This is a genomic window from Thermodesulfobacteriota bacterium, assembly GCA_040755095.1.
Taxonomy (GTDB): Bacteria; Desulfobacterota; Desulfobulbia; order Desulfobulbales; family JBFMBH01; genus JBFMBH01.
In genome coordinates this window covers 1-8,339 of sequence record JBFMBH010000169.1, presented here as the reverse complement: position 1 = coordinate 8,339, position 8,339 = coordinate 1, and the positions used below count along the sequence as shown (strand labels likewise).

7 protein-coding genes, 1 tRNA gene and 1 other RNA gene are annotated in these 8,339 nt (G+C 68.3%); 7 read left to right on the top strand and 2 right to left on the bottom strand.

Features of this window, described 5'->3' with window-relative positions:
* Together AB1634_17730 and AB1634_17725 are read right to left on the bottom strand one after the other, a co-directional pair.
* Positions 1-375, bottom strand: a 375-nt coding sequence (locus AB1634_17730) for a DnaJ domain-containing protein (protein ID MEW6221355.1), incomplete at its 3' end; no start/stop codon positions are given.
* A gap of 122 nt (positions 376-497) precedes the next feature.
* Positions 498-2,594: a chloride channel protein gene (locus tag AB1634_17725; GenBank protein ID MEW6221354.1), complete on the bottom strand. Its 2,097-nt coding sequence runs from the start codon at positions 2,592-2,594 to the stop codon at positions 498-500.
* Positions 2,595-2,782: 188 nt separating this feature from the next.
* Here AB1634_17725 and AB1634_17720 point away from each other — a divergent pair.
* The 7 genes from AB1634_17720 to AB1634_17690 form a co-directional block, all read left to right on the top strand.
* Positions 2,783-2,858 (top strand) — tRNA-Ile (locus tag AB1634_17720).
* 162 nt (positions 2,859-3,020) lie between these two features.
* Positions 3,021-3,743 carry a C4-type zinc ribbon domain-containing protein gene (locus AB1634_17715; GenBank protein MEW6221353.1) on the top strand — a complete coding sequence of 241 codons (723 nt, stop codon included), beginning with the start codon at positions 3,021-3,023 and terminating at the stop codon, positions 3,741-3,743.
* On the top strand, positions 3,740-4,348 hold the full coding sequence (locus AB1634_17710; GenBank protein MEW6221352.1) for a ribonuclease HI family protein: 609 nt from the start codon (positions 3,740-3,742) through the stop codon (positions 4,346-4,348). The genes AB1634_17715 and AB1634_17710 overlap by 4 nt, the downstream gene beginning before the upstream one ends.
* Before the next feature lie 120 nt (positions 4,349-4,468).
* An RNA gene (gene rnpB, locus AB1634_17705) (RNase P RNA component class A) lies at positions 4,469-4,828 on the top strand.
* Between the two features lie 41 nt (positions 4,829-4,869).
* Positions 4,870-6,063 carry a 2-C-methyl-D-erythritol 4-phosphate cytidylyltransferase gene (ispD, locus tag AB1634_17700; GenBank protein ID MEW6221351.1) on the top strand — a complete coding sequence of 398 codons (1,194 nt, stop codon included), beginning with the start codon at positions 4,870-4,872 and terminating at the stop codon, positions 6,061-6,063.
* A 12-nt stretch (positions 6,064-6,075) separates the two neighbouring features.
* Positions 6,076-6,579: a GatB/YqeY domain-containing protein gene (locus tag AB1634_17695; GenBank protein ID MEW6221350.1), complete on the top strand. Its 504-nt coding sequence runs from the start codon at positions 6,076-6,078 to the stop codon at positions 6,577-6,579.
* Between the two features lie 186 nt (positions 6,580-6,765).
* Positions 6,766-8,339 (top strand): methyl-accepting chemotaxis protein (locus AB1634_17690; protein MEW6221349.1); only part of this gene is annotated, 1,574 nt, incomplete at its 3' end.

Below are 8,339 nucleotides of genomic sequence, written 5' to 3'. Positions count from 1 at the left end.
GCCGGGCCCGGGCTGGCCGGGCCGCGAGCTGCGGCCGGCGGCCTGCCGCCACTCCGAGGCGGAGTGCGGCCGGCGGCGGGGAGCGGCGTGGGGGGGGGGGCCGTGGAAGACAAAGCCCTGTTCCCGGGCCTTCAGGTACCGGGACAGATCCTCGTAGGCCTGCTGCACCTGACGGAAGGCGGAGGTGTCTACCGGCGCCAGGGTGCCGGCACGGCCGGTGATCACGTCCGGGTGGGTCTCCAGGGCCCGCTGGCGATAGGCCTTGCGCACCCCGGCCAGCTGCAGATACTCCAGAAACTGGCGGTTGATGTCGAGATGGTCGCCGAAAAGAATGGTGCACGCCTCGAAGAGCTGGGTTTCAGCCATTCCCTGCATGCGGAAAGCTCCTGACCGGCCCTCTGGAGGGCGGCGCGGTCGACAACTGCTCGGTTTTCGAAGGTAACCCCTTGAGGGGACGGAAAAATCCTTGACAATAATAGCCGGGTCGGCCTTGGGGATCAAGGGGTGATCGCTCTTGGGAGCGGCCCCTGGGTCAGGATTTGCCGAACCAGCTGGCACGGCTCGGTCTGGCAAAACACGGTAACCAGGTCGCCGGCTTCCAGGACAGTGCTGCCGTGGGGGATCAGTACCTGGCCTTGGCGCGAGACCGAGACCACCGTGGCGGCAGCCGGCAGCTGGATGTCGGCCAGGCGCTTGCCGCCGCATGGGGATCCCGGGGGGATCCAGACGTCGATGAACCCCACGCCGGCGACCTTCCGCAGCGTCATCCGCTCCCGCAGGTGCTGGGTCCTTTGCTTGTGCATGAGGCCGACCTCGTAGGCCCGCAGGATGTCGCTGCGGCTGATGAGGCCCAGGAGCTTGCCGGGGGCGTGCCGGGAGACCACCGGCAGCCGGGCCAGGTCCCGGGGGGCCATCTTGCGGATGGCCGACCAGACCGGCTCATCCGGGAAGACGGTCACCGGGCTGGGCGTCGCCACATCCTTCACCTTGAGCTGGCGGATGTTGACGTCCGGCCGGGCCAGGGCCCTCTCCATGTCCTGCAAGGTGATGATGCCGTAGAGGTCCTCGTCATTGGCCATCACAGGGAAGCCCACGAGATGGGTCTCCTGAAAGGCGACGAAGGTTTCGGCCACCGACTGGTCCATGTGCACGGTGACCGGATGGGCGTTCATCACCTCCTCCACCACCACCCCCTGCATGACATCCAGGTCCCGTCCCTGGTCGAAGCGGATGCCTCGCCTGGTCAGCCGCATGGTGTAGATGGAGTCGGGGTGGAGCCACTGGGCCAGGGACGAAGCGACGAGGCCGGCGGCCATGAGCGGCAGGATCAGGTGGTAGTCATTGCTCATCTCGAAGACGATGAGCATGGCGGTGAAAGGCGCCCGGGCGGTGGCGGAGAACACCGCGGCCATGCCGACCAGGGCATAGGCCCCCACCTCGCCGGCGATTTGGGGAAAGAAGGTGCCGGCCAGATGGCCGAAGAAGCCCCCCAGCATCGCGCCGGTGAAGAGCGACGGCGCGAAAACGCCCCCCGAGTTGCCGGAGCCCAGGGTACAGGAGGTGGCCAGAGGCTTGACCAGGATGAGCAGGGCCAACAGCCAGAAGGGGGCCCGGCCCTGCAGGACCTCCTCGATGAAGGGGAAGCCCGAGCCATAAACATGGGGCATGTTGCCGATCAGGGGGCTGCCTGGCTCCAGTCCGTCGACGCCGGGAAAGAGGCGGCCCGGCACCTGCAGATAGATGAGGCCGACCAGGCCCAGCAGCACCGCTCCCACGGCGGGCTTGAGGTTGTCGTTGCACCGCCAGCGGTCGAAGGCCCCCTCGAAGGCGTTGAGCATCCGGATGAAGAGGATGCCCACCAGGGCGGCCAGGACCCCCAGCGCCCCGTACAGGAGGATCTCCCAGGGCGAGGCCATGGTGTAGGTCGGCACCTGGAAGGCAGGCCGGTCGCCCAGAAACACCCGGCTGACGATGGCCGCTGACACCGCCGACAGGACGACGTTGCCGAACATGATCACCTGCATCTGGCCCAGGAGGACCTCGGTGGCAAAGGCGACGCCGGCGATGGGCGCGTTGAAGGTGGCGGCAATGCCGGCCGCCGCCCCGCAGGCCACCAGGTTCTTGATCCGCTCATCGGAGAGGTGGAAAAGCTGTCCCACCGAGGAGCCCAGGGCCGACCCGACCTGGACGATGGGGCCCTCCCGTCCGGCCGAGCCACCGGTACCGATGCACAACGCCGAGGCAATGATCTTGGCGATGGCCACCCGCGGCCGGATGCGCCCGCCCCGGAGGAGCAGGGCCTGCAAGACCTCAGGCACACCATGGCCTTTGGCCTCGATGGCAAAGTTGGTGATGATGGGCCCCACGATGAGGGCGCCGGCAGCCGGCACAAGAAGGTACAGCCAGGCCTTGACGGCCGGCACCAGCTGGCCGGCCGAGAGGTAGCACAGAGACTGGATGCTGGCGATGAGCCGGATGAAGAGCACCGCGGCAAGGCCGGTACCGGCGCCTACGGCAGCGGCCATCACCACCAGGAGCATGCCTTCCCTGGGGGCGAGGCGATCCACAAGGTCAATGAGCTTGGGTTGTGCCATGATCCACTTGGCCAGTCTGGAGGGGAGGGGACGAAAGGCACTCTGTCTCTACTCGTGGCTGCCGCAATTGTCGAGGGAAAAGCGTGCTGCCCCGGCAGACCGGCGCGAGGCGACTGCCGCGCCCCATCCTTTCCCGTTGACAAGGTCTGGCGTTGCGGATAGGATCCGCGTTTACCTCTGAAGGAACAGGGCCTATAGCTCAGCTGGTAGAGCCACCGGCTCATAACCGGTCGGTCCCTGGTTCGAGTCCAGGTGGGCCCACCACGAAACGCCATGTTGTCCACGGATCTCGACAGAAGGGTGCCAGTTGCCGGCGGGGTGGATACCCCGGCGAGGGGGGTGACCGAGGTGTAGCCGGGTTGGGCTACGCCTTTTTTGTTTTCCGGCCCGGGGCCGGAGATGAGGACTACCAGCGAGGGAGAGACCTTGAAGGAAAAAATCCAGAGGCTCACGGAGCTGCAGGAGATTGACCTGCGGATCAAAGGGGTGGAAGCGGAGATGGCCAAGGGCCCGGCGGAGCTGGAGGCCAGACGGACGCGGCTGGAGGAGCGGCGGCAGGCGGTGGAGGCCCTGAAGGAGCGGGGAGAGGCCATTGCCCGCCGGAAACGGGAGCTGGAGGCCGAGACCGCGGATGAGCTGGAGCGGATTCGCGACCGGCAGGGGAAGCTCATGCGGGTGCAGACCAACCGGGAGCATCAGAGCCTTCTCAAGGAGATCGAGGACGCCAAGAAGGCCAACCGGGGACGGGAGGAAGAGGTCCTGGGCCTGATGGACGAGGCGGAGCGCTTGGCAGCCAGCCTGACCGAAGAGGAGAGCCACTGCGCCGAGGAGGAGGCTCTGCTCGGGCAGGACGAGACGCGCGTCCAGGAAGAGCTGGCGGCGCTGGCGGTCCGGAAGGCGGATCTCGCCGAGGAGCGCGGCCGCAAACAGGACGAGGTTTCAAGGGAGCTTCTGTCCAAGTACGAGATGCTGCGCCACCGCCGCAACGGCATGGCCACGGTGCCCGTGGTGCGGGGGGTCTGCCAGGGCTGCTTCATGAACCTGCCGCCCCAGTTGTTCAATCAGCTCATGCGGGCCACCGCCCTCATCGCCTGCCCCAACTGCCAGCGCATCATCTATTATCAGGATCCGGCGGCGGACCAGGCGTGAGCGCCCCGGAAGCTCCCACCCTGGCAGCGGTGCTGGCCGTCCTCGCCGGCCGGCTGCCGGACAGCCTCTTGGGCGAATACTTCCCGGACGCCGCCCCGGCGCACATCCGCCAGCTCCTGCGCCAGGGGGCCGGCAGCCGGGAGGAGGCGCCAGCCCCCCTCCCTGCGGCCAAGCCGGCAGCACCAATCGGCCGGCTGACCATCTCCACGGATGGCGCCTCCAAGAACAACCCCGGGCCAGCCGGCGCCGGGGCGGTGATCGAGGACGCCCAGGGCAACCGGCTGGCGGAGGTCAGCCGCTTTCTCGGCATCTGCACCAACAACGTCGCCGAGTACCAGGCCGTGCTCCTGGGCCTGGCCGAGGCCAGTCGGCTGGGCGCGCAGGAGGTCCTGGTGCGGGTGGACTCGGAGCTTCTGGCCCGCCAGGTGGCTGGTGTCTATCGGGTGAAGGACGTCAAGCTCCAGCCCCTCTATGCCCAGGTCATGGCCCGCCTGCGGCGCTTTGCCCGCTACGAGGTCCGGCACGTGCCCCGAGAGCAGAACCAGGCCGCGGACGCGTTGGCGAACCGGGCAGTCCGGGAGGCGGGGAGATCGAAAAGCAACTAGCCAATTTCGAACAAGGAATGTCCAATATCGAAGGGACAGGAAGTTGATCTTTCCGGAAAGAGCCCAACCGGTCCCTTCTTCGGTTGGACATTCCTTGTTGGACATTCGATATTCTCTTTATGGAGCGGGTGCATGATCGCCGGCGCTCTTGCCGGAGGAAAGTCCGAACTCCACAGGGCGGGGTGGTTGGTAACACCAACTGGGGGCAACCCTAAGGAAAGTGCCACAGAAAACATACCGCCGGCTGCTTGCGGCCGGTAAGGGTGAAAAGGCGAGGTAAGAGCTCACCGCCTCCGTGGTGACACGGAGGGCATGGCAAACCCCACCTGGAGCAAGACCAAATAGGGAAACGCTTGAGGGCTGCCCGTCCGATGTTTCCGGGTCGGTCGCACGAGGTGCCGGGTGACCGGCATCCCAGAGAAATGATCATGGTCCACCCGCGGGTGGATACAGAATTCGGCTTATAGCCCGCTCCATATTCCTTCTGCCCTGCCGGCGGCCGCTGCCGGCGCCCAGCCATCATGAGGGCCGCCGCCATCATCCCGGCTGCCGGCAGCGGCCTGCGGCTGGGCCATCCCCTGCCCAAGCAGTTCCTGCCCCTGGCCGGCCGGCCTCTCCTGGCCCATGCCCTGGCGGCCTTCGCCGCCACGCCGGCCGTGACCGAGGTGGTGGTCGTGGCGCCGGCGGACCATTGCCAGCGCACCGAGGAGCTGGTGCGGCAGGGCGGTTTTGCCAAGGTCAGCCGGGTGGTCGCCGGCGGCGCCCAGCGCCAGGATTCGGTGGCGGCGGGCCTGGCGGCCCTGGATCCGGCGGTGGAGCTGGTGGCCGTCCATGACGGCGCCCGGCCCCTGGTGACGCCGGAGCTGATCGGGGCCTGCCTGGCGGCGGCCAGCCAGCACGGAGCCGCCATCGCCGCGGTGCCGGTGAAGGATACCCTGAAGGCAGTGGCCGGCGAGCGCATCCAGGCCACCGTCGACCGCAGCGGGCTGTGGCAGGCCCAGACCCCCCAGGCAGCCCGGCGGCCGCTTCTGGAGGCGGCCTTTGCCCGGGCCGCGGCCACCGGCTTTGCGGCCACCGACGAAGCCGCCCTGCTGGAGCACCTGGGGGTGCCGGTGGCGGTGGTGCCGGGCAGCGAGACCAACCTCAAGGTGACCCGGCCGGAGGATCTGCTGGTGGCCGAGGCCCTGCTCCAGTCCCGACAGGCGAGCATGATCGATGACCTGCGCGTAGGCTCCGGCTTCGATGCCCACCGCCTGGTGACGGATCGCCCCCTGGTCCTGGGCGGGGTCACCATTCCGCACTCCCATGGCCTGCTCGGCCATTCCGACGCCGATGTCCTCACCCATGCCCTCATGGATGCCATCCTGGGAGCCCTCGGTGCCGGCGACCTGGGCCGCCATTTCCCGGACACCGATCCCCGCTTCCGGGGCATCCGCAGCATTCTCCTCCTGGAAGAGGTGATGGCCCTGGCGCACGGCCAGGGGGTTGTCCTGGCGAACGCCGATGTCACGGTCATTGCCCAGGCTCCGAAGCTGGTCCCCCATTTCCCGGCCATGGCCGCGGTGCTGGCGGCCGCCTGCCAGGTGCCGGCAGCACGCATCAACCTCAAGGCCACCACCACCGAGGGCCTGGGCTTTGCCGGCCGGCAGGAGGGGATCGCCGCCCAGGCGGTGGTGCTCCTGGGACGCCGGGACAGGGCCGGGGCCACTTTTTGAGGAGGGAGAAGCATGAGCGACGAGACCAGAGACTACGGCTGGGATGCCGGACTGGGGCTCACCCTGTTGGCCAAGCTGCGGGAGGACCTCAAGACCGCCACCCGTGGCCGGGACGAGCTGCGGAAGAACACCATCCGCATCATCATGGGCGAGTTTCCCAAGCTCACGGTGCCCATCACCCTGGAAAGCGGCAAGAAGACCACCCGGCCCAAGCGGCCCGAGGAGATCACCGACAGCGACATCCTGGGGGTGATCCGGGGCCTGGTGAAGAGCGAGCGCTACACCCTGGAGCTGAAGAAGGAGGCTTCATCCCCGTATCTGGCGGCCCTGGAATCTTACCTGCCGGCCATGGCCAGCCGGGAGACCATCGCCGCCTGGGTCACCGCCAACGTCGATCTCTCCAAGCTCAAGGGCCCCATGCAGGCCATGGGCCCGGTGATGAAGCATTTCGGCCAGCAGGCGGACGGCACCCTGGTCCGAGCGGTGCTCGAAGAGCTGACCAAGGCCCGGGGCTGAGCGGACGCTTCCGCCCGCTCGCTGGCCTCCTGCCGGGCTTTGCGGCCTTGCGGCCGGCGTCCTTTTTCGGTTTGACAGAAGAGGGCCGGCGGGCCGTACAATGGTGGGAAGGGATTCCGGCGGAGGAGACGGTGCCAGCAGTTGCCGTCATGTCTGCCCGCAACAGCGTGCAAGGAGGGAGGCACAATGGGCAAGGGTACGGTTTCGGTGCGGAAGCTTCTTTTCAGTGGCTTTGGCCTGGTGATCGTGGTCGTCCTGGGGCTGGGCGGGTTCACGTTTTTCGAGTTTGACGACAACCTGCAGGAGGTCGGGCTGCTTCTGGACCAGGACGTGCCGGCCCTGGTGCAGGTGGACCGGGCCCGGATGGGTGTGCTTGCCATGCGCCGCTTCGAGAAGAGCCTCTTCCTGCGCATCGGCCAGCGGGACAAGATGGAGCAGGCCGTGAAGGAGCACGGCCAGGCAGCAGCAGAGGCCAGGGAGGCGGTTGCCGCCCTGCAGGCCGTGGTGGCCGTCGACGAGGACCTGTCGGCCCAGGACCGAGAGGCGGTGGGAAGCCTGCAGGCCCTCTTGGAGGGCTACCTGGCCGTGTATGGCGAGGTGGCCGGCACGGTGAAGGCAGACGCCAGCCTCACCCCCCAGAAGGCCGACGATCTCATGGCCCCGGCCGTTGCCAAGGCCCGGGAGATGGACAAGATCTTGAGCTCCCTGCACGCCAGAATCCAGGCCATGGTGGCCGAAGAGGGCGCCGGCTTCCGGGAGCACACCCGCGGCGCGCAGCTGATTCTGATCGTGCTCACGGCCGTGGCCCTGGCGGCGGCCCTGGCCGCCGCCGCCCTCATCATCCGCCGGGTCAGCGGCGCGCTGGGGCAGGCGGTGGAGCACCTGGCCACCGCGGCTCAGCAGATGACGACTGCGGTGGCAGAGATCAGCACCGGCAGCCGCACCCTGGCCGAGGGGGCCTCGGAGCAGGCCGCCGGCATCGAAGAGACTTCCTCGTCCATGACCGAGATGGCCTCCCAGACCCGCCGCAACGCCGAGAACGCCGGTGCCGCCGACGGGATCATGCGCCAGACCACCACCGTGGTCGGCGAGGCGGCCCGGAGCATGGGGGAGCTGACCGAGGCCATGGCCGAGATCAACAAGGCCAGCGAGGAGACCTCCAAGATCGTCAAGACCATCGACGAGATCGCCTTCCAGACCAATCTCCTGGCCCTCAATGCGGCGGTGGAGGCAGCCCGGGCCGGCGAGGCCGGCGCCGGCTTCGCCGTGGTGGCGGAGGAGGTGCGCAACCTCGCCATGCGCAGTGCCGAGGCGGCCAAGAATACCGCCAGCCTCATCGAGGGCACGGTGCAGAAGGTGGAGGAGGGCTCGCAGCTGGTGGCCCGCACCAACCAGGACTTCGGCAAGGTGCAAGACGGGGTCAAGAAGGTGGGGGATCTGGTGGGCGAGATCTCCGCCGCCAGCCGGGAGCAGGCGGACGGCATCGATCAGGTGAACCGGGCCATCGCCGAGATGGACTCGGTGGTGCAGCGGGTGGCGGCCAGCGCCGAGGAATCCGCCTCAGCCGCCGAATCCCTGACCGCCCAGACTGTGGCCCTGCGGGACGTGGTAGGGGATCTTGCCGGCCTGGCCGGGGTGGGCGCTCAGCCGGCACCGGCGGAGCCCCCGAAGGCCCGCCAGGAGGTCAAGGTCAAGGTGGCGGCTGCCCCGGCCAAGCCGAAGGCGGTGGCCGCCCGCCGGCCCGCCAAGGCGGCACCGGC